This window comes from Ellagibacter isourolithinifaciens (assembly GCF_008831035.1).
GTDB lineage: Bacteria > Actinomycetota > Coriobacteriia > Coriobacteriales > Eggerthellaceae > Ellagibacter > Ellagibacter isourolithinifaciens.
Map to the genome: position 1 here is coordinate 24,584 of NZ_WAJR01000006.1, position 23,512 is coordinate 48,095.

Annotated in this window: 24 protein-coding genes and 1 tRNA gene; 17 read left to right on the forward strand and 8 right to left on the reverse strand. The window is 61.3% G+C overall.

What is annotated here, in order from left to right:
- Window positions 1-159: 159 nt before the first annotated feature.
- The 12 genes from rpsF (at window position 160) to F8C90_RS03835 (ending at window position 12,262) form a co-directional block, all read left to right on the forward strand.
- Window positions 160-453 carry a 30S ribosomal protein S6 gene (gene rpsF, locus F8C90_RS03780; protein WP_158049122.1) on the forward strand — a complete coding sequence of 98 codons (294 nt, stop codon included), beginning with the start codon at window positions 160-162 and terminating at the stop codon, window positions 451-453.
- 53 nt (window positions 454-506) lie between these two features.
- On the forward strand, window positions 507-977 hold the full coding sequence (locus F8C90_RS03785) for a single-stranded DNA-binding protein (RefSeq protein ID WP_158049123.1): 471 nt from the start codon (window positions 507-509) through the stop codon (window positions 975-977).
- A gap of 11 nt (window positions 978-988) precedes the next feature.
- Window positions 989-1,258 (forward strand): 30S ribosomal protein S18, encoded by a 270-nt coding sequence (gene rpsR / locus F8C90_RS03790; protein WP_158049124.1) that lies wholly within the window; start codon window positions 989-991, stop codon window positions 1,256-1,258.
- Window positions 1,259-1,272: 14 nt separating this feature from the next.
- A complete protein-coding gene (rplI, locus tag F8C90_RS03795; RefSeq protein WP_158049125.1) occupies window positions 1,273-1,812 on the forward strand; it encodes a 50S ribosomal protein L9 in 540 nt (179 codons plus the stop codon).
- Between the two features lie 172 nt (window positions 1,813-1,984).
- Window positions 1,985-3,400, forward strand: coding sequence for a replicative DNA helicase (gene dnaB, locus F8C90_RS03800; RefSeq protein ID WP_158049126.1), 1,416 nt, complete (start codon window positions 1,985-1,987; stop codon window positions 3,398-3,400).
- Window positions 3,401-3,413: 13 nt separating this feature from the next.
- Window positions 3,414-4,688 (forward strand): metallophosphoesterase family protein, encoded by a 1,275-nt coding sequence (locus F8C90_RS03805; RefSeq protein ID WP_158049127.1) that lies wholly within the window; start codon window positions 3,414-3,416, stop codon window positions 4,686-4,688.
- Between the two features lie 8 nt (window positions 4,689-4,696).
- Window positions 4,697-6,865, forward strand: coding sequence for an ATP-binding protein (locus tag F8C90_RS03810; RefSeq protein WP_246155773.1), 2,169 nt, complete (start codon window positions 4,697-4,699; stop codon window positions 6,863-6,865).
- Between the two features lie 80 nt (window positions 6,866-6,945).
- Window positions 6,946-8,256 (forward strand): adenylosuccinate synthase, encoded by a 1,311-nt coding sequence (locus F8C90_RS03815; protein WP_158049129.1) that lies wholly within the window; start codon window positions 6,946-6,948, stop codon window positions 8,254-8,256.
- A gap of 241 nt (window positions 8,257-8,497) precedes the next feature.
- The gene (gene purD / locus F8C90_RS03820) at window positions 8,498-9,790 is read left to right on the forward strand and encodes a phosphoribosylamine--glycine ligase (RefSeq protein WP_158049130.1); all 1,293 of its coding nucleotides are present in this window, start codon (window positions 8,498-8,500) and stop codon (window positions 9,788-9,790) included.
- Window positions 9,791-9,974: 184 nt separating this feature from the next.
- The gene (locus F8C90_RS03825; RefSeq protein ID WP_158049131.1) at window positions 9,975-11,285 is read left to right on the forward strand and encodes a coproporphyrinogen III oxidase family protein; all 1,311 of its coding nucleotides are present in this window, start codon (window positions 9,975-9,977) and stop codon (window positions 11,283-11,285) included.
- Between the two features lie 225 nt (window positions 11,286-11,510).
- On the forward strand, window positions 11,511-12,098 hold the full coding sequence (locus F8C90_RS03830; protein WP_158049132.1) for a prepilin peptidase: 588 nt from the start codon (window positions 11,511-11,513) through the stop codon (window positions 12,096-12,098).
- 88 nt (window positions 12,099-12,186) lie between these two features.
- A tRNA-Phe gene (locus tag F8C90_RS03835) sits at window positions 12,187-12,262 on the forward strand.
- Between the two features lie 124 nt (window positions 12,263-12,386).
- Here F8C90_RS03835 and F8C90_RS03840 read toward each other — a convergent pair.
- Together F8C90_RS03840 and F8C90_RS10900 are read right to left on the reverse strand one after the other, a co-directional pair.
- Window positions 12,387-13,361 carry an FAD:protein FMN transferase gene (locus F8C90_RS03840; RefSeq protein ID WP_158049133.1) on the reverse strand — a complete coding sequence of 325 codons (975 nt, stop codon included), beginning with the start codon at window positions 13,359-13,361 and terminating at the stop codon, window positions 12,387-12,389.
- A gap of 1 nt (window position 13,362) precedes the next feature.
- Window positions 13,363-13,521, reverse strand: coding sequence for a hypothetical protein (locus F8C90_RS10900; RefSeq protein WP_170264531.1), 159 nt, complete (start codon window positions 13,519-13,521; stop codon window positions 13,363-13,365).
- Between the two features lie 235 nt (window positions 13,522-13,756).
- Between F8C90_RS10900 and F8C90_RS03845 the strand changes: the two genes are divergently transcribed.
- Window positions 13,757-15,100 (forward strand): (Fe-S)-binding protein, encoded by a 1,344-nt coding sequence (locus tag F8C90_RS03845; RefSeq protein ID WP_211361008.1) that lies wholly within the window; start codon window positions 13,757-13,759, stop codon window positions 15,098-15,100.
- A 399-nt stretch (window positions 15,101-15,499) separates the two neighbouring features.
- On the opposite strand, the gene F8C90_RS03850 is transcribed toward F8C90_RS03845, so the two are convergent.
- Entirely contained in the window at window positions 15,500-15,964 is a 465-nt protein-coding gene (locus F8C90_RS03850; protein ID WP_246155774.1) for a hypothetical protein, read from the reverse strand.
- Between the two features lie 125 nt (window positions 15,965-16,089).
- Here F8C90_RS03850 and F8C90_RS03855 point away from each other — a divergent pair, with 125 nt between their 5' ends.
- On the forward strand, window positions 16,090-16,344 hold the full coding sequence (locus F8C90_RS03855; RefSeq protein WP_158049135.1) for a dynein gamma chain protein: 255 nt from the start codon (window positions 16,090-16,092) through the stop codon (window positions 16,342-16,344).
- Between the two features lie 12 nt (window positions 16,345-16,356).
- Window positions 16,357-16,779 (forward strand): nickel-responsive transcriptional regulator NikR, encoded by a 423-nt coding sequence (gene nikR, locus F8C90_RS03860; protein ID WP_158049136.1) that lies wholly within the window; start codon window positions 16,357-16,359, stop codon window positions 16,777-16,779.
- 172 nt (window positions 16,780-16,951) lie between these two features.
- On the opposite strand, the gene F8C90_RS03865 is transcribed toward nikR, so the two are convergent.
- The 4 genes from F8C90_RS03865 to F8C90_RS03880 form a co-directional block, all read right to left on the reverse strand.
- The gene (locus tag F8C90_RS03865; RefSeq protein ID WP_158049137.1) at window positions 16,952-17,659 is read right to left on the reverse strand and encodes a DUF5714 domain-containing protein; all 708 of its coding nucleotides are present in this window, start codon (window positions 17,657-17,659) and stop codon (window positions 16,952-16,954) included.
- A gap of 28 nt (window positions 17,660-17,687) precedes the next feature.
- Window positions 17,688-18,719 carry an ABC transporter permease gene (locus tag F8C90_RS03870; RefSeq protein ID WP_158049138.1) on the reverse strand — a complete coding sequence of 344 codons (1,032 nt, stop codon included), beginning with the start codon at window positions 18,717-18,719 and terminating at the stop codon, window positions 17,688-17,690.
- Window positions 18,719-19,507, reverse strand: coding sequence for an ABC transporter ATP-binding protein (locus tag F8C90_RS03875; RefSeq protein WP_158049139.1), 789 nt, complete (start codon window positions 19,505-19,507; stop codon window positions 18,719-18,721). Before F8C90_RS03875 ends, F8C90_RS03870 begins: the two co-directional genes overlap by 1 nt.
- Before the next feature lie 72 nt (window positions 19,508-19,579).
- On the reverse strand, window positions 19,580-20,755 hold the full coding sequence (locus tag F8C90_RS03880; RefSeq protein ID WP_170264538.1) for an ABC transporter substrate-binding protein: 1,176 nt from the start codon (window positions 20,753-20,755) through the stop codon (window positions 19,580-19,582).
- A gap of 388 nt (window positions 20,756-21,143) precedes the next feature.
- Between F8C90_RS03880 and hypE the strand changes: the two genes are divergently transcribed.
- Both hypE and F8C90_RS03890 read left to right on the forward strand, forming a co-directional pair.
- Window positions 21,144-22,166 (forward strand): hydrogenase expression/formation protein HypE, encoded by a 1,023-nt coding sequence (hypE, locus tag F8C90_RS03885; RefSeq protein WP_158049189.1) that lies wholly within the window; start codon window positions 21,144-21,146, stop codon window positions 22,164-22,166.
- 424 nt (window positions 22,167-22,590) lie between these two features.
- On the forward strand, window positions 22,591-22,779 hold the full coding sequence (locus tag F8C90_RS03890; RefSeq protein WP_158049141.1) for a 4Fe-4S binding protein: 189 nt from the start codon (window positions 22,591-22,593) through the stop codon (window positions 22,777-22,779).
- Window positions 22,780-22,853: 74 nt separating this feature from the next.
- Here F8C90_RS03890 and pdxT read toward each other — a convergent pair whose 3' ends face one another.
- Entirely contained in the window at window positions 22,854-23,474 is a 621-nt protein-coding gene (gene pdxT / locus F8C90_RS03895) for a pyridoxal 5'-phosphate synthase glutaminase subunit PdxT (protein WP_158049142.1), read from the reverse strand.
- Window positions 23,475-23,512: the final 38 nt, after the last annotated feature.

The following is a 23,512-nucleotide window of genomic DNA, read 5'->3' on the forward strand; positions in this document are numbered from 1 at the left end:
CGAGCTCGGCGGCTCGAGAAGATGTGTGGTTCAGGTGATGGGAGACAGCTTTAGTCTACCCGAAGCGGGAAGCCTACGTTAATATGGTCAGGCTATATCCTGCTCTGGGTGAATGCCTTCACCAGACCCAGAGCCGTAAAGTCCAAAGGAGGTGAGCTGATGAAGGCTTACGAACTGCTGTTTTTTGTCGCCCCGACCATTTCCGACGAAGATCGCGTTGCCGTCATGAAGCGAATCGAGACCACGATCGCCGAGGGCGCAGGCAAGGTTGACAACGTCGACGAGTGGGGCAAGCGCAAACTTGCTTACGAGATCAATGGTCTGACCGACGGTGATTACACTCTCGTCAATTTCCACGCTGATCCTCAGAACGTTGCCGAGCTCGATCGCGTTCTGCGCATCAACGATGCTGTGGTCCGCCACATGATCGTGAAGCGCGAAGACCGCGACTAACTGGAGCTTAATGGGCGCTTTTGGCGTCCGGCACATGGGAAGAGGCAAGAATTATGAGCATCAACAGAGTTATCATCAGCGGTAATTTGACTCGCGACCCTGAGCTTCGCAGCACTGCGGGCGGGACTTCCGTTCTCGGTTTCGGCGTGGCGGTCAACGACCGTCGTAAGAACCAGCAGACCGGCGAATGGGAGGACTACCCCAACTTCATCGATTGCACCATGTTCGGCGCTCGCGCCGACGCCTTGAACAAGTACTTGTCCAAGGGTACGAAGGTCGCGATCGAGGGTAAGCTGCGCTGGAGCCAGTGGGAACGCGACGGGCAGAAGCGCTCCAAGATCGAAGTGATCGTGGACGAGCTTGAGTTCATGTCGAGCCGCAACAGCGATGCACAGTATTCTTCCGGTCAAAGCTATGGGCAACAAGGCGGCTATCAGCCTGCACCTCAGGCGAGCTACCAGCCCCAGCCGGCACCGACGATCGATGCCTCTTCTTCTGTCTACGATGAAGACATCCCGTTCTAAGGAAGAGTAAGTTGAAGAAAACGTCAGATTACGCGAAGCAGCCGCGTCGCAAGTTCTGCCAGTTCTGCAAGGACGATGTTGAGTACATCGACTACAAGGACACGCAGATGCTGCGCAAATATGTGACCGACCGCGGAAAGATCAAGCCGCGCCGCGTGACGGGTGCCTGCACCCAGCATCAGCGCGACATCGCGAACGCCGTGAAGCGCGCCCGCGAAATGGCTTTGATGCCCTACGCGGTTCCCGCCGTGAGCGGCCGTGGCGACCGCCGCAACCGCTAGGCGAAGGAGGTACCATGAAAGTCATTCTGCTTAAAGAACTGAAAGGCAGGGGCGGCGAAGGCGACGTTATCGAAGTTGCCAATGGTTACGCCAACAACTACCTGCTGACCCAGGGCTACGCCATCAAGGCGACTAAGGGCAACCTCAAGCAGCTCGAGCAGCGCAAGCACAACATCGCTAAGCGCGAGGAGACTCGCCTTGCCGACGCTGAGGCTATGCGCGCCAAGCTCGATGGTGCAACCGTCAAGGTTCTTGCCAACGTGGGCGAAGAGGGCCAACTGTTCGGCTCCGTCACGTCTTCGATCGTCGCCGACGCAATCAAGGAGAACCTTGGCGTCGAGATCGACCGTCGTCGTGTCGAGCTTGGCAACCCGATCAAGGTTGCCGGCGAGCATGCTGTCGCTATCTCCATCTATCGCGACATCAAGGCCACCGTTACCGTGAGCGTCGTGAGCGACAAGGCCCCCGAGGCTCCGGAAGAGGAAGAGGCTGTCGAGGCTCCCGCCGAGGAAGCAGCTGCTCCTGCTGAAGAGACCGAGGCTGCAGCCGAATAGCGCATCGCACATTGCGAACACGCTTATTTCGAAACCCCTTGCCCGTTTGGGCGAGGGGTTTCTTGGTGTTTGGGGTACCTCTCGCTAAGAGCGCTCGCGGTGGGGTAAGATACAACGGTTAAACGAATTCTCGAAGACGCTCATCAACGCACCCAGAAGGAAGCCATCGCATATGCCCGACAACCGCTCCAACACTCCGCGCAACTCAGATTTTGCGCCGCAGTCAACGCCGCAGAACAGACCATTGCCCCAGAACATCGAAGCGGAGCAATCCGTTCTGGCGGCATGCATGCTCGACGCTGAGGCTGTCGAGGAGCTGGTGCTGAAGCTGAAGCCTGAGAACTTCTTCCGTCCTGCCCATCGCATCATCTTCGAGGCGATATGCGACCTGAACATCCGCCGCATCCCCATCGACCAGATCTCGCTTGCCGACACGCTCAATGCGTCGGGGCAGCTCGAGGCGGTCGGCGGCAAGGCGTACCTCGTTGACCTTGCGGACAACACGTTCGCGCTTACCAACTGGCAAAACCATGCCGACATCGTGAAGCGCACGGCCATCCTGCGCGAGCTCATCTTCGCGTCTGCGCAGATCAACGCGCTTGCCTATGATGCCCCTGACGATTTAAACGAGGTAGTGGAGACCGCCGAGAAGACGCTCTTCAACGTCACCGAAAAGCGCGTGTCCTCGACCTTCGCACGCGTTGACACCCTGCTCACTGAGGCGTTCGAGGAAATCACGAAGCTCGCGGAGCAGAAAAGCCACATGGCGGGTGTTCCGACGGGCTTCAAGGACGCAGACGACCTGTTCCACGGCCTGCGCGCGGGCGACCTGGTCATCCTCGCTGCAAGGCCCGGCGTCGGCAAGACGTCGTTCGCGCTGAACCTTGCCGTGAACGCGGCGAAGGCGGGCACTTCGGTTGCCTTCTTCTCCTTGGAAATGTCTGCAAGCCAGCTTATGCAACGTATCCTGTGCGCCGAGGCGCGCGTGAGCCTCTCGAAGATTCGCGGTGGCTTTATTGCGGAAGGGGACTGGGGCGCCATCGCCGATGCGTCGAATGCGCTCTCGAAGCTCGATATGTACATCGATGACTCGCCGGGCTTGTCCATCCTGGAAGCTCGCGCGAAGGCTCGTCGCGAATTGCGCCATGCCCAGGGAAACGGCCTGATCATCGTTGACTACTTGCAGCTCATGCAGCCCCCGCAAACGCGCCGTGACGGCAACCGCGCCGTCGAGGTCGGCGAGATTTCCCGTGGCCTTAAAATCCTCGCGAAGGAGATGGGCATGCCCGTTATCGCCCTCTCGCAGCTCTCCCGTGCCGTCGAGATGCGAGGAAAGAAGCGCCCCATGCTTTCCGACCTGCGTGAATCGGGCTCCATCGAGCAGGACGCCGACATCGTCATGTTCATCGACCGAAGCATGAACGAGGAAGAGGGCGAAAGCGACGACCGTCCTGATTGGGGCACGGCGGAGTTGATCGTCGCCAAGCACCGTAACGGTCCGACGCGCGACATCCCGCTCGCCTTCAACGCCGAGTACACGCGCTTCATGGATCTCATCGACGACTCGCGTGTCGGCGGATACGCGTAAGGGGCGGCTGCCGATGGCGGAACGCTTGACATTCATCCATGCTGCTGACCTTCATATCGGAGCCCCCTTCCGCGGTCTTCGGGCTCTCTCCGAGCGTTGGGCGAGCCGTCTCGTCGAGGCAATTCCCGAAGCGTACGAGCGCGTGGTTTCCGCCGCCATCGACAATCGTGTCGACTTCGTGGTGATTGCCGGCGACATCTTCGATACGGCGCGGCCCTCCTATGCCGACTACCTCACGTTTTTCGATGGCCTTTCGCGCCTCGACGCTGAGGACATTCCGGTGTACATGTGCACGGGAAACCACGATCCCTATACCACCTGGCAGCGCGACCTGTTCAACCTGCCGAGCAACGTGACCATGTTCTCCGCCGACAAGCCGAGCTTTGCGCTTTACCGTCGGGACGGCAAGCCTGCGTGCGTGCTCGGCGGGCGCGGCTACTACAACCAAACGTGGCCTGGGGATGCCTGCATCGCCGAGGGCGTTACGCGAGCTGCCGCAAACGAGGCCCTCGGGGAGGACGCGGCATCGGCTCCCTTCGGCATCGGGGTAATTCACACCGGGCTCGATCTGGATCCGAACAAGGCCCCCGTGGCGCCCGCGAAGCTTTTGCGTGCGGGGTTCGACTACTGGGCGCTCGGGCATGTTCACAAACGCCTGATCTACACCGAGGACAATCCGCGCCTCGCATTTTCCGGCTGTATCCAGGGGCGCGACATCAAGGAGACGGGGCCGCGCGGCGTGAACCTGGTCACGCTCGAGGAGGGGCGACGCAACGTGGTCGAGTTCATCCCCGCGGCAAGCGTCGTCTGGCAGCGCATGAAGGTGGACATCTCGGAGTGCGTTACGGTTCCCGATGTGTCGGACCTGGTCACACGTGAGCTTTTCCGCGTGAACGGCAAGGCGCACTGCGGGGAGATGTGCACGCGCATCGTGCTTTGCGGCACGACGCCCCTGCACGAGGTGCTCAAGCGGCCCGGGCTGGTCGACGATTTGCGCAACCAGATCAACGATTCCCATCCGGAGTTCTTCTGTGACGCGCTTATCGACAAGACGCGTCGGCCCTTTGATCGCGAAGCGGCGCGCCGCGAGGGGATGTTCCCTGCGGTGTTTCTCGGCGTTGCCGAATCGATGCGCGAAGACGAGGCCGGCGAGGCGGCGTTTCTTCAGGACGAGTTCCTGAAAAGCAACGTCGCGCTGCCGAGCGCCCTCGTGCAGAGTATCCCGACGCTTGCCGAAGAGGCGCAAGACTTGGTCATCGACCTTTTGTGCGGAGGCGATGACGAATGAGTCCCTTCTTGAAGCACGTTAAGATGGAAAGCTTCGGCGCGTTTTCCGGCAAGGCTGTCGGCCCCTTCGGACCCCATTTGAACGTGGTGTTCGGTCCGAACGAGGCGGGTAAGACGACGACGGCCTCGTTTGTCCGCGGAGTGCTCTTCGGTTGGGAAGAGGCGCGCGGGGTGCGCAACACCTACAAGCCGCAGGCCGCAGACCGCGCGGGCTCGCTGTTCTTCGACGATGGCGAAGGCGGCGAGATCGAGCTTTCCCGAAGCCGCAATGCAGAAGGCCTCAAGGGCGACGCCTCCCTCGTGCACGATATCGATCGCGAGACGTTCTCTACCATGTTCTCGCTCACCAGCGACGAGCTGCGCCGCCTGCGCAACACCACCGATGTCACGGCGCGCCTGCTCACAGCGGGGTCGGGCACGGGGACATCCCCCGCGCACGCGCTCTCCGTGGTGCAAGGGCGCCTTGCTGCCTGCACCTCGCGCGCCGCAAGTGCCGAGGAATCGCTTGTGAACTTGGGCTCGCAGCTTGCGAACGCGAAAGAGGAGATGGCTCGCGCCGCTGAGGTAGCCGAGAGCTTGCGTCGCAAGGACAAGGAATTCCACGAGATGGAGCCCGAGCGCGAGTCGCTCAGCGCGCGCCTGTCGAAACTGAATGCGCGCATCGAGGAGCTTACCGCGTGTCGCGCGCGCATCGAGAAGCTCGCGGCGGAGCGCGAGGAGATTACCGAGGAGCACGCGCGCCTTGTCGAGGAGCAAACGCAAGCGGCGCTCGCGAGACGGCGCGGGAGACATGCGGTCTCCCGCGAGCTTATGGACATGACGGCTGCCGAGGATCGCGAGCTGCGCGACCGCATCGACGTCTTCTCAGACAAGGAGTCGAAGTGTTCGCACAGCATTGAACTGGCGAAATCGAATTACGCTGCGTCGAAGGCGGCCTATGAGGTGCGCCTCGAGGCCCCCGATACGCGCGAGATGGAGCTGCGTGCCCGCCATCAGCGCACGGCGCAGGCGGTGCTCTCCATCGCGCTGCCGCTCATGTTCGTCGGGTCCGGCGTTCCCCTTGTGGTACATGGGCGCGAAATTTCGAGTTTGTCGTTCACGGCGCTCGGTTTGGGCTTGGTCGCCATGGCGGTCTTTCTCGCTGCGGGGGCGCTTGTGATGCTGTTCCGCCCGAGCAAGGAGCAGGAAGCGCGAAAGGCCGAGCTTCAAAGCGCGCAATGGGTCATGTTGCAGGACAAGAAGAAATACGAGTCGTGCCTTGCCGAGCAGGAGGCGCTCTCGGGGGAGATTCGTGCGTTTCTCGAGAGTCGCGGGCTGGGCGAGGCCTCATCGAACTTGCGCCGTGCGCGGACGATTCTCGACGAGGCGAAGGACGCTCGCGGTGACATGGCCTTGCTCCAGCAGCGCTCCCAGGCGCTCACTGCGCGCCTGACCTCGCTCGAAGAGAAGATCGCGCGCAACGTCGACGCACTTGCGAGCGCCTACACGCAGGCGCATCTGCCGAGCGAGAACGCGACGCTTGCGGCGCTCGACGCGAAGATCGCGCGCAAGGTTTCGCAGCGCACTAACCTCATGGAGGCCTTTGAGAGCACGAACCGAGCGTACGGCGAGCTCAAGCAAGAGCTTGCGACGGCGCGCGGCGAGCATACGCTCGACGAGGTCCGCATGACCTATCAGCAGATCCGAACGCGTTACAACGAGTCGCTGCAAACTTTCGCGAGGCTTCTTCTCGCCCGTCGCATGCTCGAGATGGCGATATCCTCCTGGGAGAGCAAAAGCCAGCCCGAGGTGTATGCACAGGCGAGCGAGCTCATGTCGCTTATGACCGAGGGCCGCTGGGTGCGCGTGTACATGACGGCCGACGGTCATCTGCGCGTCGTCGACTCCGTGCATACCGAGCGCGATCCGGTCCATCTCTCGCTCGGCACGTGCCAGCAGCTCTACCTCAGCCTGCGCATTGCGCTTCTGCTCGCCGCCGACAACGTGGGCCGTGCGATTCCCATCCTCGCCGACGATATTCTCGTAAACTTCGACTCCCGCCGCCGCCGCGGGGCCGCGCGTGCCTTGGCCGAGCTCGCGAAGACGCGCCAAGTCATCATGTTTACCTGCCACGAAGAGGTTGTTTCCGTTCTACGCGAAGTTAGTGACGCTACCAACGTCATCGAACTCGCCGTGTAACCCATACCTTATAATGCAAGGGTTGCAGGAAGAATGCCGATCGGCCTCGCTTGCGCGGGGCGGCGAAAGGATGAAAGCTCATGCCCAGTACAGTTCTCGTCGGTGCCCAATGGGGCGACGAAGGCAAGGGTAAAATCACCGACCTCATTGCGAGCAAGTACGACTACGTCGTGCGCTACCAGGGTGGAAACAACGCGGGACACACCGTCGTCCACGGTGACAAGAAACTGGCGCTGCACCTGATGCCTTCGGGTGTCATGTACGAGAATGCTATTCCCGTCATTGGAAACGGCGTCGTCGTCGACCCGGGTGTGCTCGTGAAGGAAATGGCGATGCTCCAGGCGGAGGGCATTTCGTGCAAGAACCTGAAGATCAGCTGCGATGCACATGTCATCATGCCGTGGCACAAAGATCTCGACGGCGCCGATGAGAAGAGCCTCGGCGAGCACAAGATCGGCACCACCAAGCGCGGTATCGGCCCGTGCTACCAGGACAAAGCCGCCCGCAAGGGCATCCGTATCCAGGATCTGTTCGACGAGAAGATCTTCCGTCTGAAGGTCGAGACTGCGCTCAAGCAGAAGAATCCCGTCCTGAGCAAGATCTACGGTCTCCATACCTACACGGTTGAGGAAATCTGCGAGGAGTATCTGCCCTACGCGCGCATCCTGAAGCCCTACATGGCTGAAACCGCGCACATGCTCAACAGCGCGCTGCGCGAGGGCAAGTCGGTGCTGTTCGAGGGCGCGCAGGGCACGCTGCTCGACATCGACCATGGCACCTATCCCTACGTGACCTCCTCTTCTTGCTGCGCGGGTGGCGCGGCGACGGGCTCGGGCGTGGGTCCGGTGAACATCGACCGTGTGCTCGGCATCGAAAAGGCCTACGTGACGCGTGTTGGCGGTGGCCCGTTCCCGACCGAGCAGCGCTTCCCCGAGGACGGTGGCGTGGGCGAAGAGGCCGAAACCGGCGAGCTTCTGTGCTCTGTGGGCCACGAATTTGGTGTGACCACCGGCCGCAAGCGCCGCTGCGGATGGTTCGACGCGGTCATCGCGCGCTATGCTGCTGAGGTCAACGGCCTCACCGACGTGGCGCTCACCAAGCTCGACGTGCTTTCGGCGTTCGACACCATTAAGGTGTGCGTGGCTTACGAATGCAATGGCAAGCGCTACGACTACTTCCCCATGCAGCAAAGCGTGCTGTTCCACGCGAAGCCCATCTACGAGGAACTTCCTGGCTGGAAGGGCGAGGACATCACGGCTTGCAAGTCCTTCGAGGAGCTGCCCGAGAACGCGCAGAAATATGTTGAGCATCTCGAGGAGATTACGGGCGTGAAAATCTCAATCGTCGCCGTCGGCCCCGATCGCGATCAGACCATCATGCGCGGTTGGTAAGCTTCGGGTTGCGCGGGCCTTGCGGCCCGCGCAATGAGCCGACTCTGCGCGCGGCTCTGGCGGCGCAGCTGGCGCTCCATAGATTTCTTGCGTACCTTAAAGTACGCGTCGAAATCTCTTCACGCCATCTGCACTCGCCAGAGCTGCGCTCGCTGACTCTTGCTTAACCTGCGGGCTTTGCGGTTTGGCGCGTGTGTTTCCCCTTGCTTGTTATTTGCGAACCTGAGAGAAAGGGTTTGTTGTGAACATTTTGGTGCTTGGCAGTGGCGGTCGCGAGCATGCGATCGCATGGGCGCTTTCCAAGTCGCCTCGGTGCGACGAGCTGTTCGTTGCCCCTGGTAACGGCGGCACGGCTGCGGTTGCGACCAACGTCAACGACGTCGATATGATGAGCGGCTCGTCCGTGCTCTCGTTCGTGCGCGAGCACGGTGTCGACCTTGTGGTCGTGGGCCCTGAGGCTCCGCTCGTTGCGGGCGTTGCCGACGAGCTGCGCGACGCGGGCATCTCGGTCTTCGGCCCCGACGCCGCAGGCGCGCTGCTCGAGGGAAGCAAGGCGCACAGCAAGGCGTTCATGGAGAAGAACGACATCCCCACGGCGGCGTACGCCACCTTCGATTCGTGCGATCCCGCGATCGCCTACATTCTCGAGCAGGGCGCTCCCATCGTGGTGAAGGCCGACGGCCTGGCGGCCGGCAAGGGCGTCGTCGTCGCTTCGACGGTAGAAGAAGCCGAGGACGCCGTTCGCGAGTGCTTCGACGGCAAGTTCGGCGATGCTGGCAAGACCGTCCTTATCGAGGAGTGCATGACGGGGCCGGAATGCTCGCTGCTCGCCTTCGTGGCAAACGGCAAGGCGTTTCCCATGGCTCCTGCTCAGGACCACAAGCGTGCGTTCGATGGCGACGAGGGCCCGAACACGGGCGGCATGGGCGTCTACTCGCCCGTGCCCATCGTGACCGACGAGGAGATGGCATCTATGGTGGCCATCATGGACAAGGCCGCAGCTGCCACGGCGGCAACCGACGGCGTGCGCGATTATCGCGGCGTGCTCTACGGCGGCTTCATGCTGACCCCCGCGGGGCCGAAGATCGTGGAGTTCAACGTGCGCTTCGGCGACCCCGAGACGCAGGTGATCCTTCCTCGCCTGAAGACCGACCTGGTCGATGTGATGTGTGCCGTGGCCGAGGGCCGCGTCGACGATTTGTCGCTCGAATGGGCCGACGAATGGGCGGTGTGCGTCGTCCTTGCGAGCGCCGGGTATCCGGGCGCCTACGAGAAGGGCAAGGTCATCCTGGGGATCGACGAGGCCGAGGCGCTCGACGGCGTGTCGGTCTTCCATGCGGGCACCAGCCACAATGCCGACGGCGAGCTCGTCACGGCAGGCGGGCGCGTGCTCAACGTGGTGGCGCTCGGCAAGACCTTCGAGGAGGCCCGCGAGCGTGCTTACGCCGCCTGCGACCTCATCAGCTTCGAGGGCAAGCAGTTCCGCACCGACATCGGCGCGAAGGCCGCGCGCGGCCGTTCCGCCTGGGAATAAGAACGTTACGTACTTTGACTCCGACGCTTTCGCCATGCTCGGGCGGTTTCGACTTGCGCGAGCGGCCCACGGGGCTGTTCGCGCTCGTGCGGAACTGCGCGTGGTGCAAGGGTCGGAGTCTGGTTCTGGCCCCTTTGCGAGCGCGAAGGGGCCAAAGGCGAAATAGCAGGGAAGAAGTTAGAATATGCTTTCTGAACGAATGCTGAGCACGGTGGTTCGCGCGTGCTCAAACCAATATCTGAAGCTCACGCCGACCGACGACGCGAAGGTCGCTTCGCCAAAGCCTGGGCAGCGCTACATGCTCTATATGCACGTTCCGTTCTGCGAGCGCCTGTGCCCGTACTGCTCGTTCAACCGCTTCCCGTTCAAGGAGGAGCGCGCGAAACCCTATTTCGCCAACATGCGCAAAGAGATGATGATGCTCAAGGACTTGGGCTACGATTTCGAGAGCGTCTACATCGGCGGGGGCACGCCCACCATCATGATCGATGAGCTGTGCGAGACGATCGACATGGCGCGCGAGAACTTCTCCATCAAGGAAGTGTCGTCGGAGACCAACCCGAACCATCTTATTCCGAGCTATCTCGAGAAGCTGAAAGGTCGCGTCGATCGCCTTTCCGTCGGCGTGCAGAGCTTCGACGACGGGCTGCTCAAGCAGATGGATCGCTACGAAAAGTACGGCTGCGGTCAGGAAATCATGGAGCGCATCCAGGAGGCAAGCCCGTACTTCGTGTCCATGAACGCCGACATGATTTTCAACTTCCCGGCGCAAACCGAGGACATCCTGATCAACGACATCGAGCGCGTAATCGAAAGCGGAGCGAGCCAAACCACGTTCTACCCGCTCATGGCGTCGCCGAGCGTGCAGCGCTCGCTTGCGCGCACGGTGGGCAAGGTTGACTACAAGCGCGAGCAGCGTTTCTACGAGATCATCTGCGAGCTTCTGATCGGCGGCGACAAGCCGCTGTTCGAGAACGGCAGCGCATGGACGTTCAACCGCCTGGGCACGGGTGCTGCGGGCGAGGACGCGATGATCGACGAGTACGTGGTCGATTACGAGGAGTACCCGGCGATCGGCTCGGGCGGCATCACGTATTTGGGCGAGAACATGTACGTGAACACCTTCTCCGTCAGCCAGTACAACGAGAAGATCGAAAGCGGTCGCATGTCCATCATGGGCAAAACGCACTTCTCCAAGCACGACCGTATGCGCTACCGCTTCATGATGCAGCTGTTCGGCCTTCGCCTGGACAAGAAGCAGTTCAAGGAGGATTTCGGCTGCTCAATCGAGGCCGGCCTCCCCGCTGAGATGGCATTCATGACCGCGGCGGGAGCGTTTGCCACCAACAACGACGAGGAAATCACGCTGACGCCGAAGGGCCGCTATCTCATGGTGGTCATGATGCGCCAGTTCTTCATCGGCGTGAACAATCTGCGCGATCAGGCGCGCGCGGCGCTTCCGGGCGAGGAGAAGGAGCTTCTGTTCGGCTGCTAGCGTCGATTCGAGCGGCCGCGTGGAGCATAACTGGTAGTTGGTTCAACTGAGCGAGTTGTGCACTGGTTTGCGAGGCGGAATCCCAGGAAAAGTGCGCCGGCGTTCGCTTTTCCCTGGGGTTTTGCTTTTGTTTGGCGCGAATCGCGGTAAACAAGGCCTGAAAAACGTCGCATAACTCTTCTAGTTGTCCATCAAGTCGCGGTACTCCTACAGAAAGAGAGCCCGATGAGCGTATCGGTCGTCCTTGGCAACGCCCCCGCGTATGCGGGTGGGGCGTCGTTCGCGCTCTTTTTGGTGCTGCTAGCCTGGGCGAGCGCGATCGACCTGCGCGAGAGGCGGATTCCCAACAAGCTAGTGGCAGCGATGGCGGTGCTCTGGCTTGCCGTGCGCGTTCTGCTTGCCGCGATGGCGGCCGCCTGCTCTGCCGGCGCCTTCGGCGTGGACGCACAAATGGGAAATGCGGCGTCGGCTGCATCCGTCGCGACGATAAGGGTATCCCCCTTCGGCTTGACGCTTGGCGACGGGCTTGTGGGGGCGCTTGTGCTCGGGGGTGGCTCGCTTGCGGTCTCGATCGCGTTCGAGCGCTTAGCCCAACGCCCCTCCATGGGAGGCGGGGACATCAAGTTGCTTGCGGTGGTCGGACTGTTCCTGGGCTGGGAGCGGGGGCTGTGGTGCCTGTTCGCGGCGTGTCTCGTCGTCTTTGTGATACAGATAGCGTCGCGCTTTCGCGAAGGCGGGAAGGGAATCGGCTCCCAGACGTTCCCGTTTGCCCCGGCGATTCTTGTGGGTGTCGTAATAGCTTCGATACTTTGAAAAAAGCTATTGACGCGCTTTGCCATTTGCCATAAAATACTATCTTGCGTTTGCTCGAACGGATTCTCCGCGAAAGGCAAGCACGTATGGTCAGGTAGCTCAGTTGGTAGAGCAGCGGACTGAAAATCCGCGTGCCGAGGGTTCAAGTCCCCCTCTGACCACCATAAACTCAAGGCCCCGCTTCGGCGGGGTCTTTTGTATTTCCGGCTTTTCCGCTCTCGTCACGATCCAAACGCACTCCTCTCGAGCGAAACGCGAGGGGGTGAAATTCAGCGTCGGCGGGCTCCGCTACGATTCGAGCACATCCCCATTGCTCGTGACGAAGATTGCCTTGCGGATGGCGGGGTGCTTGCGGGCGAAGGCGAGCCCCCGCACGGTGCCAAGTGCGAGCAAGGTGGTGGAATATCCCTCGGCGTCGATCGACCGATCGGCGATGACGGTTGCTCCTGCGACGTCGGTCTGCACGGGCATTCCCGTTTCGGGCGAGAGGATATGGTGGTAGAACTTCCCGTTGACCTCGCAGCAGCGCTCGTAAATGCCGCTCGTCACCGCAGATGCGTCGCAAAGCGACACCGCTCCCACGATAGAGTTCTCGTCGCGTGGGTCGCGGATTCCGATGTTCCACGCTATGCCGCCGGGCTTTTCCCCGTGCGCCACCACGTTGCCTCCGAGGTTGATGAGGAAGTCCTCCAAGCCCTCTTTGAGAAGCACGCTCGTGAATTTGTCGGCGATCCACCCCTTGGCGATTCCTCCGACGTCGACTGCCGCTTGCGGGTCGGCAAGTTGGGCGAAATAGCGCCCGCTCTCTTCCCGTACGCGGACGCCGCGCCAGTCAACATGGGCGACAGCTTCGCGAAGTGCATCCTGCGAGGGAATGATCGCGCGACGCAAGTCCCACAGCTGCACGGCCGAGCCCATCGTGATGTCGAAGCGCCCGTCGCCGTCGGCGCAGTAGGAAAGCGCGCACTCCAAAAGGTCGGCCGTGTCGCGCGAAATCTCGACAGGGGTACCTCCCGCCCTGTTCAGACGCGAAATATCGGAATGGGGAAGCGTTCTTGAGAAGAGTCGCTCGAACCTGCGAGCCTCCTTGCGCACGCGCCCGAACGCCGAAAGGCAGGCTTGCTCGGGCGCGAACGCCTGCAGCGTGATCGCGGTGTTGAACGCGAAGAAGTGCTGTGCGACCATGCCCGCCTCGTTGGGGCCGCTCGTTTCGAGGAAGTCTTCTTGCGGAATCGCGTCTTGGATGACGCCTGCTTTATTCATGCTATGCGCGCTCCTTGCGATGCTCGACGGCGAGGGAAAGCGCCAGCTCGCGGGTTCCTCTTGCGATCTCGGTGGCGTCTCTGCATTCTCCTGAAAGTTCACCGCTTGTAACCGCCAGGCAGCATGCGAGAACGATTGCCTTGTTCGTGAGTCTATTCATGGCTGCATGGTATCAAACTATCGTGCCCCTTACCGCCGCGTGATTTCTCTGCGCGCAATCGTGCGCGATAAAAAAGGCGCTCGCATTCGCTTCTGGAGCCGCATTCGGGTTCGCTTCCTATCCTTTTGCGAGATTGCTCTGCTCTCGCGGCGTTTCTTCGCATGCTTCGGGTTTCTTGTGCGCTACACTGTTCCTCATGAAAACGGGGCAATTCAAACAAACGAGGGTGCGGAAATTGACCGCAGACGAGCTGGCCGAGATCGACCAGGCGGCCTCTCCTGCGCTCAGCATGCTTTCGCGCTGGGCAAACAAGAAGATGCAGTGCGCGCATTGCAAGCGCTGCACGCTTCGCTGCGAGGTGCTCAAGGAGCCTGGCCTCGATGTGGGCACGGTTCAGGAAGCGTACGACCGCGTCATGTCCCTTCCCGCTGACGAACGCCCCGCCGCGGTGGCCGAGCTCATGCAGTCGAACTACGACATGTACCATGCGCTTCGCCGCTGCTGCTTCTGCGGTTACTGCACGGCGGACTGCGCGGTTCACATGCTCGCTCCCGACCGTATGCGCGACTGGCGCGAGCTGTTCATGCAATCGGGGCTCTACCAGCCCGAAAAGCTCACGATGGTCGACAACGAATGGCACATCTTCAGCGCCTACCGCGCCATCTTCGGCATAGGGTATCCCGAAATCGTCGCACTGCGCGATGCGGCGGCGTACGAGCTGGGAACGTTCGACACGGTGTTCTTTCCCGGGTGCTCGCTGGTGAGCTACGCGCCCGATCTGACCCGTCGCGTGGGCGAATGGCTCACCGCCGCGGGATTCAAATGGTGCATGTCCGACGACTGCTGCGGAAGTCCGCTCATGAGCGCGGGCTTCTTCGATCGCGCTGCGGCGCATCGCGAGAAGATTTTCGAGCAGATAAAAGCCGCGGGTATCACGCGCATGGTAACCGTTTGCCCTGGTTGCGGTGAGGAATTCGCCGAGCTTATGGCCGACGATATCGACATCATCCCGCTGCCCGAGCTCATCTTGGAGCGCGGTCGCGAAATGGAGCGCGCGGCGGGGGTCGCACTGCGCGCCGACGGCATGCCGCAAGATGTTGACGCGGCGGTTCGGGCGGCGGGGCTTTCTCCTTCGAACGTGCCTTCCGTCACCGTGTTCGATTCGTGCCACGACCGTCACGACGGGCGCCATGGCCGGGCGATTCGCGGCGTGCTGCGCCGCTATATGCCGCAGGTCGAGATTCGCGAGATGGACGAGCGCCGCAAGCAGACGCTGTGCTGCGGGGCGGGTGGCGCCGTTGCAGGCTACGATCCCGACATCACGAAGCGCCGTGTCATGCGCGTGGTGGACGAAGCTCATTCGACGGGCGCGAACACGCTTGTCACCATGTGCCCCACCTGCACGTACACCATCGCGCAGGAGAACCTGTCCGCAGCGCCCGAGCGCGTGATCGACAGTCATAACTACCTGGAGCTGTTCTTCGGGCAGACCATCGACTGGGCGGTCGTCTTCGATCAGCTCGGTTCCATGTGGACAGGCGAATACGGCCCGTGGTTGAACGCCACGTTCTTCTCGTAAGGAACCTTCGGGATTCTCATCGACCTCTCTGTAAGGTTAACGGGCTTCGAGGGCCGAAGCGTTCTGCGATTTGCGGAACGCTTCGGTCTGATGTGTCCTATTTCGTCTTGAGGATAAATATATTCTTGACTTGGAATAATTAAAGGGGTATTCTTCTAATCGTTCCAAAGATTTCTCCTCACTCCACTCGTCCGAGAACAAGGCCGCCTCCCCCGCGGCCTTTTCTCGTTTCTGGGGATGATTTGCGCACGTGCGCGGTGAGAGTGTGAGTGATAGACAAGTCGCGAGGGCTGGAATGCCCGCGGACGCGGGATGCGCGCGGTGGGCGCGCCGTGGCAGGCGGGTGGGGGATGTACGAGGCAGGCAGGTGCGCAGCCTCGCGCGCCGATTGACCTTCCTCTATTTCCCCAGGCGGGGAAGCTTCTTGAACAGCGCCCAGGCGTGTTGCTTTCCCTCGGGGGTCTCAAGCATGCCCTCCAAATCCCGAAACGCCACGCCGTTGCGGCAGAAGATGCGGCAGGCCTCGTCGACTGGGATGTTTTGCCGATAAGCGCGCGAGAGCCGGGCGGCTGCCGCGGCATCCGTCGCCACGATCGCAAGCGGATCGATTCCTTCCACAAGGGTGAACAGGTCGACATCGCCGAGCGGGATATCGTCGACGTCGAGGGTCACGAAGGCCAGCGCGCCGCCGTAGCCGAGGGCAGCCATCGAGCTTTCAAGGGCATGCCGTGCCGCCTCGCTTGCTTCGCGGGAGCCGATTGCGCAGGCGAGCGTCGAGTGCGATCCCGACACGTAGTCGGCGTACAGGTCCCAAACGAGGCTGCCGTTCGCCTCGTAAATGTTACTTCTTGTGGATTCTTTCACATCAATCCCCCATTGGGTGGCTTGAAGGGGTATACCTGAACCCATGATAGCAAGAAACAAAGTGCTGGTTTTGCGATTATGCGCGAGGTGCGCCTGTCCGCCTGGCGCGATGAAGGAGGCTGTTTATGTGCACGAACGGTATTAACACGGGTCAATTCTCCCAGATGATCGACCAGATCGACGATCATATCAAGCTGGAGCGCCGCTGGGCCCACATGCTTGCCCACCAGGCGGGCGATGCCGGCTTTGCGCAGACGAACGAGAAGCTCCACAACGTGCAGGCGCTGCTCGACGACGTGCGCGCCATGCTCGACGAGGCGAAAGACGCGCTCGAGGACGACGCGGAAAACGCTCCTGGTGTCACCGTCAACCTCGTGTAAGCGGCGCGCATCATGAGCAATGACCTCATGCGCTTCTCGGTGGCGATGCCCGAGGAGCTTTTGATGCGCTTCGACCAGCTGGTCGCTCGCCGTGGTTTGGCGAAGAACCGCAGCGAAGTGGTGCGCGACCTGGTGCGCGATGCGCTCGTCGAGGACGAGTGCGCGACTCCTGGCGTGGAGGTGATGGGCACGCTGACGATCGTGTTCGACCATCATGCGTCGGATGTGCAGGAGAAGCTGCACAACATTCAGCACGACTATTTCGGCAACATCGTGTCCACGCTCCATGTGCATCTCGACCAGCATCATTGCTTGGAAGTGGTGATTCTGCGTGGCGAGACCGGGCTCGTGCAGACCATCGCGAACCTGATCCTTGGCACGAAGGGCGTGAAGAACGGGCGACTGGTCCTCACCACCGCGGGCGAAGGATTGTAGAGGGGCTTTCGTGAAAGGTTCTGCGAAGTTTCCGCGAAGGGCTCTCTCAAAGAGTTTCGTCGGGGACTTTGCAGAGGGTTCCCGCAAGGAGCTCCCATAAAGGAAAAGACGCAAGAAGCGCCCAGATGGGCGGCCTGTTCGGTCGTAGCCTGGGCGCTTCGTCTTGTTCGCGCTACTCCTTGCTCGGGAAGTGCGGGCAGCCTTCCTTGAGGCATTCGGCGTTTCTCGCGTAAAACGCACAGGTCACCTTTTCAGGAGTCTCCATTTCCACGCCGTGCATCTCCTTGGCGAAGGCGACGCTCTCGAGAATCGCCGTGAATCCCGTGCGCTTGCAGCAGCGCGGGCCTCCCAAATCGGCGAGCTTCCCCAAGATACGTGAGGTCAAGCGCTGTGTTTGCGCCCAGGGGTCGCGCGTCATGGGCGTCGACCCGGAAACGATCGACCACCACTGCCCGGCACTTGTCGCGGCGCCGCATGTGCCCCAGAACCCGCAGGTGCCGCCTGGCACGAGAAGTGAGCGCTTCTGTAGCTCGGCGAGCGCCTTCTCCAAGTCGATGTCGCCGCCGGCGTTCTTGTAAGCGGCCATGAGCGAAGCTCCGATGAGGGTGTGGTGCTCGGGCCCGTTCGGGTAGATCGACTTGTCGCTCATGATCTTCTGCGCGATGCGGATGGGATTCTTCGAGTCGGTTTCACGGCATACGGCCATGATATGCTTGACCCCGCCCGCGCGATGGCATGCGTCGCACACGTAGTGGCCCTCGACGCAGACGGAATGCCCCGTCTCCTTCTTGCCGCAGATTTGGCAGGTGACGTCTTGCGCCTCCTTAAAGTAGGCAAGCGGCTCCCCGCATACCAGGCAAATTCCCTTTCCTGCTGACATAAATCCCCTCTCTCTTGCCTTTACCAGGCTAGCTCCACTTCACTGTCTTGCGAACGAGAAGCCCCACCAGGAAGTCCAAAATGGTGACAACGATCCCGACCATGATAATGCCCGCGACGACGTTCGTGTAGTTCGCGTAGTTCGTGTAGTTGATGACGAAGTACCCAAGCCCGCTTGTGGCGCCATACATCTCGGCCATGACCAGCATCAACATGGCGGTCGGCAGCTGTGTTTTCAACCCGGTCGCAACCGTGGGGTACAGATACGGCAGAAGAACCTGGAAGATCATCGTGGGCGTGGAAAGCCCCATCATGCGCGCCGAGTCGAGGATGTGCTTGTCGAGGGACTCCACGCGCAGGATGGTGTTCAAAAGCGTTGGCCAGAAAATGCCGAGGAAGATGACGGCAACAGCTGCGGCTTTGAACGAGGGCAGAAGCATCACCAGATACGGCGCGAACACGATGGCTGGCACGGGCGCGAGCACGTGCGCGATGGGGTAGACCGCTTCGCGCACCTTGGGCATCCAGCCCACGAACAGCCCGATGATGTTGCCGGCGATAAGCGAGGTGATGAAGCCCTCTGCGAGCAGGATCATCGATGACGTTACGTTCTTGAGGAGCTCCTCCCATCGCGCGGGGAACACAGCGAACACGTTCTCGGGGTTGGGGATGAGCACCGGGTGCGTGAGCTTTAAGTCGGTCGAGACGGTTTCCCAAACGATGAGCAGCAGAAACACGACGATCGCGATGTGGCACGTCGAACGCTTCCGCCCGCCCGCGAAATAGCGCCACAAGAACAGCGCCTCGATGATCGCCGCGGCGACGTAGAAGGGGACGCTCGTCTTCGGGTGGACCTTGCCTGGGATCGCGATTGCTGCGAGAAGCGCCAGGAACAACACGTTCGCCAGGACAAACGGCACGGTGAGCACCTGACGTGCAAAGCTTTTGGTCGAGCTGGGCGCAGGTGTTGTGGTGCGTGCGACCGAAGGCATCGCGACGCTTGTGGCCTCGCTTTCGGCGAGGGGGGAATCGTCCGCGACGGGTTTTCTCCCGAACGGCATCAGCAGTCCTCCTTTCCCGTTGCGGTGGCGTCGAACAGCTCCATGACCTCGCGTTTGACATCGCGCAGCCGCACATCTTCCACGATGGCATCGGCACTGCGAGCGCGGTCTTTCGGCAGGATGAACTCGCGCGTGATGTGGCGGGGCTCCATGAAGATGAGGCGGTCGGCGAGAATGAGCGCTTCGTCGATGTCGTGCGTCACGAAGACCGCCGTCTTGCAGCAGCCTTCGCCCTCGTTCCACAGGCGCAGCAAAAGCTCTTGCAGTTTGCCGCGGATGAGCGGGTCGAGCGCCCCGAAGGGCTCGTCGAGCAGCATCGTGGGCGCATCGATGCCCAGCGCGCGTGCGATTGCCACCCGCTGACGCATGCCGCCCGAGAGCTGGTAAGGGTAGCGGTTCGCTGCGTCTTCCATGCCTACCTGGGCAAGTAGCTCCATCGCGCGCACCTTCGCCTGCTCCTTGGAGATGTCCTTGTTCGTCTGGCGGATCGAGAACATGACGTTCTTAAGGGCGGTCTGCCAGGGGAACAAAGAGTAGCTTTGAAACACGATCGACCGGTCGGGCCCAGGCCCTGAAACTGGTACATTATCGATGAGTATTTCTCCCGCGGTTGGCATCGACAGGCCCGCGAGCAGGGACAACAGCGTCGACTTGCCGCATCCTGAATGGCCGATGAGGCATACGAACTCGCCGTCGGCGATTTCAAGGTCGATGTCCTCGAGCGCCAGAAACGATTCATCGCCGTCGACGTAGGAGTAGCTCACGTTTTTGAATGAGATGGCAGGCATGGAGTCCTCGCGATATCGGATGGAAAAGAAGCGCGCCCGCTAGCCAGGCTGCGGGCGCGCTGGGGAAGGTAGTTAGATGCCGAGCGTGTTGTGCTTCGCATACTCGGCAGCGAGCTTCTCGTAGAAGTCCTTGTTCTCGCCGCGCTCGATAAGCGCATCAAGCGCTGCCTTGTAGATGGTTGAGTCCATGTGCTCGACGATGAGCTCCTTGTTGGTGTCGTCGATGTCGCCGTTGTCGACCATGTCGCCGTAGAACGCTTTCACGTCGTCGGTGTAGGGGTCCATCTCGAACTTCATCGCGGCAACGTAGTCGCCCTTGCCGTACGTGATGTTCTCGATGTACTCCTCGGGTTGGCCGGAGTACTCAACGATGGTTGCGATGGTTCCCGCGTGGTCGCTCTCGATGTCGTAGAGGGCGCGCAGGTTGGCGATCTCGAACTTGATGAGCGCCGAGCGCTTCTCCTCGAACGCCTTGCGATTCGTGGTCTGGCGGCAGCAAGGGAACTCCTTGCCCGTCAGCTCGTTGGGGCGAAACGCCACGGCGCATTTGCCGCCCTGCGTTGCGACGTAGCCGTAGCCGCTGTTCACGAAGCACATGTCGATCTCGCCGTTTTCAACTGCGGCAACTTCGGCAGCAGAGCTTTCCAGCAGGATGAATTCCACGTCCTTGCCGTCCTCGATGCCGTTTTGGCGCAGCCAGCTCTTGGTGATCATGTGGCCGGTCTCCATGCGGAAGCAGCCGATCTTCTTCCCCTTGAAATCCTCGGGCTTCTTATAGGCGTCCTTGTTCTCGATGAGCGTGACGCACTCGGAGCCATCGGCGACGGTGCCACCGAAGATGACCAGGTCATCGCCCTGTCCGATATAGGTGCAGGAAGGGATGGAGCCGAAGGGAAGCACGTCGGCGGTGCCGTTGGAGAGCGCAGGCATTGCCTCGGGGAAGCCGCCCGACACGGTCTGCGTGGCGACGTTGAGCTTCTCTTCCTCGTAGTAACCCTTCTTGAGGGCCAAGATGATGGCGGCGATCTTCGAGTCCTTGCCCAGAAGCACGATGTTGAGGTCTTCGATGTCGGCCGAAATCGTGTTGTCGTACTTGCTTTCGGGGGCGTCGGTTTTCGCCTCGGACTTGTCCTCGGTTTTCTGCTCGCTTGCACATCCGCCGAGGGCGGCGATGCCTGCGAGTGCTCCTGCGGTTGCCGCGCCCTTGACGAAGGTGCGGCGAGAAAGGTTGTCGATGGTTTGGACCATGCGGTTCCTCCTTGGCTTGTTGGGATGTTCCCTATAAAGACATGATTCACATATAGCACATAAGCCAGCATTAGACATATAACAATAATTTAAAACGTTACTATTTATCTTGCATAGGTAGTGGATGATCTGAGGAAACACTATCGAATGGGTATGCATTAATGAGGCAGTTCCCTATATAAACTAGCATGGATTGGCATTCAAGCAGGCGTGATACTGTGCCGCTCTTGCCGTTGCCGCGCTGGCCGATTGCCCTGTTTCTGCTGTTTGCCTTCTGTCCGAGCGGCGATTGCGTCTCCGCCGCGCGTTCTGGCGTATGATGGGGCAAACGAACGATTTCCCCGCGCGCGATAAGCGCAAGGCGGGCGACGAAGACAAGGGAGTCCTCATGGACGAGAAAGTGATGCTCGGGCACGGCAGCGGCGGATCGATGATGAAGCGCATCATCGATGAGGTTTTCTACGAGGCCTACGGAAACGACGAGCTTCTGCAGGGGAACGACGCGGCGGTTCTGCCGGCGCCCAAACCTGGCGAGCGGCTGGCCTTCTCCACCGACAGCTTCGTCGTGACCCCTCAGTTCTTCCCCGGTGGCAACATCGGGCGGCTCGCGATTTGCGGCACGGTGAACGATGTGGCCACTTCGGGCGCCCGCCCGCTTTATCTGAGCTGCGGTTTCATCCTTGAAGAGGGTTATCCCATGGCTGATTTGAAGCGCATTTGCTCCACGATGGCAGAAACGGCGCGCGAGGCGGGCGTGCGTTTGGTCACGGGCGATACGAAGGTTGTGAACCGCGGCCACGGTGATGGCGTGTTCATTAACACCGCGGGTGTGGGCGTTGTTCCCGAGGGGGTGAGCCTGGGCGGTGAGCAGTGCAAACCGGGCGATAAGGTGCTCGTCAGCGGCACTTTGGGCGACCACGGCATCACCGTCATGAGCTGCCGAGAGGGCTTAAGCTTCTCGGCCGACTTGCAAAGCGATGCGGCTCCGCTGAACCACCTGATCGCTGAGGTTCTCGCAGTCGCGCCCAATACGCGCTGCTTTCGCGATCCGACGCGCGGCGGCTTGGCGTCGACGCTCAACGAGTTCGCTGATCAGGCGCAGGTCGACATCACCATCGAAGAGGACTCCGTGCCTGTGAAGGACGCGGTGCGCGGCGCCTGCGAGATGCTCGGCTACGATGTGCTCCAAGTGGCGAACGAGGGCAAGATGGTTTGCGTCGTCCCCGCTGACGAGGCGGATGCCGCGCTTGGCGCCATGCGAGCGAACAAGTACGGCGTCGATGCGGCCATCATCGGCGAAGTTGGCGAGATGCAGCCCGAGCGCGGGCCGAAGGTCTACCTGCGCACGGCTTTCGGCGGCAAGCGCATCCTCGACATGCTGGTGGGCGAGCAGCTCCCGCGCATCTGCTAGTAGGCCCTTGCCGGCAGACTCTCCGCTAGCGAGCCCCAGCTGCGAGTCCTCGCCGGGGGAATCCTCGTTAGTGAGCCTGCCCTCCAGCGACCCTTGCTAGCGGGCCGCTTCTTCTGAGCCCTTGCGAGCGAGAGCCTCTGCCGCGAACCCGTCCTCCGGCGATCCTCAAGCAGCGGGATGGAGCGCTTCATCCCAAAATGGGGAATAATCATCGGACGCGCCGCGAGGCGTGTCCGACTTTGCTCGGCGTATCTTGACGTCTCGGTATCAATTCGCGCCGTACCCTGAAAAACGCTCGATTTCTCTTGCATTTAACGGCTGCAATGGTATCTTTTCGGGCAGTAGTTTCCCGAGCGCGCGGCGGTCAGTTGCGAGAGGGCGCCGGGATTCGCTTTCATCTGAATGAGACGAGAAGGAGTTTGACATGGCTCACCCGGTTATTGATGCAGATGAGTGCATCGGCTGCGGCATTTGCGTTGACGCCTGCCCGCAGGAGGTTCTCGAGGTCGTCAACGGCGTTGCGGCTCCCGTGAACGAGGACAACTGCATCGCATGCGGTGATTGCGTCGAGGAGTGCCCGATGGGCGCTATCCCCGAGGTTGTCGAGGAATAAACCTCACAGACAAAGCGAGAAAAGGCCGGCTGTTCAATTGGGCAGCCGGCCTTTCTGTTTGCAGGACGTCCCTCCTACCCGATAAGGCTCACGAACAGCTCGTGAATCCGCAGGTCGTCGTCGAGCTCGGGATGGAAGGCTACGCCGAGCTGGTTGCCGGCTCTCACGGCGACGATGCGTCCATCGACCGTGGCGAGCGGGGTCGCGCCCTCGTGGACTTCGGCGATGTAGGGCGCACGGATAAACGTCATGGGGACGTCGCCCTCGATGTCTGAAAACGGTGCTTTCGCGTGGAAGCTCCCCAGCTGCCGGCCGTAGGCATTTCTCCTCACGGTCACGGGCAGCGTGCCGAAAGCTCCTGGCGCGACGGCTCCCCCGACCACTTCCGCGGTAGGGTCACCTGCGCCGGGAACGCCTTCCTCGACGGTTTTCGCGAGGAGGATGAGCCCCGCGCAGGTGCCCATAACGGGCATGCCGTCCGCAATGCGGCGGTGCAGCTCGTCGATCATGCCGAGCTCGCGCAGGAGCTTCGCCTGCACCGTGCTCTCGCCGCCCGGCAGCACAAGCGCGTCGAAAGGCTGGCGAACGTCGGGCCCTTGTCGCAGTTCCACGCATTCGCATCCCAGCTTCGAAAGCGCGCGCTCATGCTCGACAAACGCCCCCTGAACAGCCAGGACGGCAACTTTCTTTCCCATATGCAAACCTTTCAGGCGATATCGACGTTCGAGGGGCC

Excerpts from the sequence above, each read along its gene's own strand:
- F8C90_RS03805 (WP_158049127.1), top strand. The coding sequence starts at position 3,414 with ATGGCGGAACGCTTGACATTCATCCATGCTGCTGACCTTCATATCGGA.
- F8C90_RS03840 (WP_158049133.1), bottom strand. The coding sequence starts at position 13,361 with ATGAATAAAGCAGGCGTCATCCAAGACGCGATTCCGCAAGAAGACTTC.
- rplI (WP_158049125.1), top strand. The coding sequence starts at position 1,273 with ATGAAAGTCATTCTGCTTAAAGAACTGAAAGGCAGGGGCGGCGAAGGC.
- dnaB (WP_158049126.1), top strand. The coding sequence starts at position 1,985 with ATGCCCGACAACCGCTCCAACACTCCGCGCAACTCAGATTTTGCGCCG.
- hypE (WP_158049189.1), top strand. The coding sequence starts at position 21,144 with ATGGACGAGAAAGTGATGCTCGGGCACGGCAGCGGCGGATCGATGATG.
- F8C90_RS03890 (WP_158049141.1), top strand. The coding sequence starts at position 22,591 with ATGGCTCACCCGGTTATTGATGCAGATGAGTGCATCGGCTGCGGCATT.
- F8C90_RS03875 (WP_158049139.1), bottom strand. The coding sequence starts at position 19,507 with ATGCCTGCCATCTCATTCAAAAACGTGAGCTACTCCTACGTCGACGGC.
- rpsF (WP_158049122.1), top strand. The coding sequence starts at position 160 with ATGAAGGCTTACGAACTGCTGTTTTTTGTCGCCCCGACCATTTCCGAC.
- F8C90_RS03865 (WP_158049137.1), bottom strand. The coding sequence starts at position 17,659 with ATGTCAGCAGGAAAGGGAATTTGCCTGGTATGCGGGGAGCCGCTTGCC.
- F8C90_RS03785 (WP_158049123.1), top strand. The coding sequence starts at position 507 with ATGAGCATCAACAGAGTTATCATCAGCGGTAATTTGACTCGCGACCCT.
- F8C90_RS03870 (WP_158049138.1), bottom strand. The coding sequence starts at position 18,719 with ATGCCGTTCGGGAGAAAACCCGTCGCGGACGATTCCCCCCTCGCCGAA.
- F8C90_RS03880 (WP_170264538.1), bottom strand. The coding sequence starts at position 20,755 with ATGGTCCAAACCATCGACAACCTTTCTCGCCGCACCTTCGTCAAGGGC.
- F8C90_RS03830 (WP_158049132.1), top strand. The coding sequence starts at position 11,511 with ATGAGCGTATCGGTCGTCCTTGGCAACGCCCCCGCGTATGCGGGTGGG.
- nikR (WP_158049136.1), top strand. The coding sequence starts at position 16,357 with ATGAGCAATGACCTCATGCGCTTCTCGGTGGCGATGCCCGAGGAGCTT.
- F8C90_RS03815 (WP_158049129.1), top strand. The coding sequence starts at position 6,946 with ATGCCCAGTACAGTTCTCGTCGGTGCCCAATGGGGCGACGAAGGCAAG.
- F8C90_RS10900 (WP_170264531.1), bottom strand. The coding sequence starts at position 13,521 with ATGAATAGACTCACGAACAAGGCAATCGTTCTCGCATGCTGCCTGGCG.
- F8C90_RS03855 (WP_158049135.1), top strand. The coding sequence starts at position 16,090 with ATGTGCACGAACGGTATTAACACGGGTCAATTCTCCCAGATGATCGAC.
- F8C90_RS03825 (WP_158049131.1), top strand. The coding sequence starts at position 9,975 with ATGCTTTCTGAACGAATGCTGAGCACGGTGGTTCGCGCGTGCTCAAAC.
- pdxT (WP_158049142.1), bottom strand. The coding sequence starts at position 23,474 with ATGGGAAAGAAAGTTGCCGTCCTGGCTGTTCAGGGGGCGTTTGTCGAG.